Here is a 954-nt window from a genome sequence, read left to right as displayed (position 1 = left end):
TATAAGAGACAGCCCGGGACATCACCCACTCCCACTTCGAGACCGGGGACCGGGTCGTCGTCATCAAGGGAGTCGCGGGCGCCGAGCTGTGGGGGGACGCCATGCGCGTCGTGGCCCCCTCCTGGCACACCCCCACCGACGAGGACGGATGGCGACTGCGGGACGCCACCGGCGGGGCCCGGACCTACATCACCGGCCACCCCCGCTACCTGGTGCACCTCTCGCGCCACTGCCCCGACTGCCTGCTCCACCTGGGCGCCATGGAAAAGCGCTTCCTGCCGAAGTACGCCGGCTACAACGCCCTGATCGACTGCGGCTGGTACACCACCACCGCCCTGGGGCAGCTCGTGCACATCGCCGATGCCAGAGGTCCCCGATGATCTCCGTCCCATGACCGCCCCCGCCCCGCCGTTCGGGGAAAGCCGGTTACGGCCCGGGGGCTCAGCCCCCGACCCGGAAACGATGGACGGTTGGCTGCCGGGACCGGAACCCGAGACGTTCGCACCACCGTTTCGCCGCCTCCCGGTCGGGGCGTGGGGTGAGATCAACGGTCCGGACTCCTGCCTCCCGGGCGATCCGCAGTGAGGAGACCGGCCACTCCCCGTCCTCGTCCCGTGCCGTCGACCACCACACCCTCCACCCGGGCCCGCAGGCCGAAGGGCAGGGGCGACAGCGCCAGGACAGCACCCCGATGGATCGCTTCGGGGGATCGGCCGACCGGCAACGTGGCGGCCTCGCAGCTCACCATCCGCTCGATGGTCTCCCGATCCCGCAGCTCGGCCATCGAGGACAGCTGCGGCAGCAGCCCGCCGAAGGCATCGACGAACTCCTGAGCCGCTTCCCCGACGATCCCCACCCGGAGATCCCCATCCGGGAGCCCATCGGCGCCCGGATGGGGATCTCCGGGTGGGGATCGTCGGGGAAGCGGCTCAGGAGTTCGTCGATGCCTTCGGC

The 954-nt window shown here is 70.9% G+C and carries 2 protein-coding genes; one reads left to right on the top strand and one right to left on the bottom strand.

Translation table 11 applies throughout. The features are described 5' to 3' along the window. Window positions 1–20 precede the first annotated feature (20 nt). Entirely contained in the window at window positions 21–380 is a 360-nt protein-coding gene (locus tag FOE67_RS26985; protein ID WP_323385598.1) for a hypothetical protein, read from the top strand. Window positions 381–544: 164 nt separating this feature from the next. Here FOE67_RS26985 and FOE67_RS29835 read toward each other — a convergent pair whose 3' ends face one another. After that, window positions 545–856 (bottom strand): hypothetical protein, encoded by a 312-nt coding sequence (locus FOE67_RS29835; RefSeq protein ID WP_228474350.1) that lies wholly within the window; start codon window positions 854–856, stop codon window positions 545–547. Between the last annotated feature and the right edge of the window lie 98 nt (window positions 857–954).

Origin of the sequence: Streptomyces calidiresistens (assembly GCF_014141525.1) — a bacterium.
In the GTDB taxonomy this organism is placed as follows: domain Bacteria; phylum Actinomycetota; class Actinomycetes; order Streptomycetales; family Streptomycetaceae; genus Streptomyces; species Streptomyces calidiresistens.
This window is presented reverse-complemented; position numbering and strand designations above follow the sequence as displayed.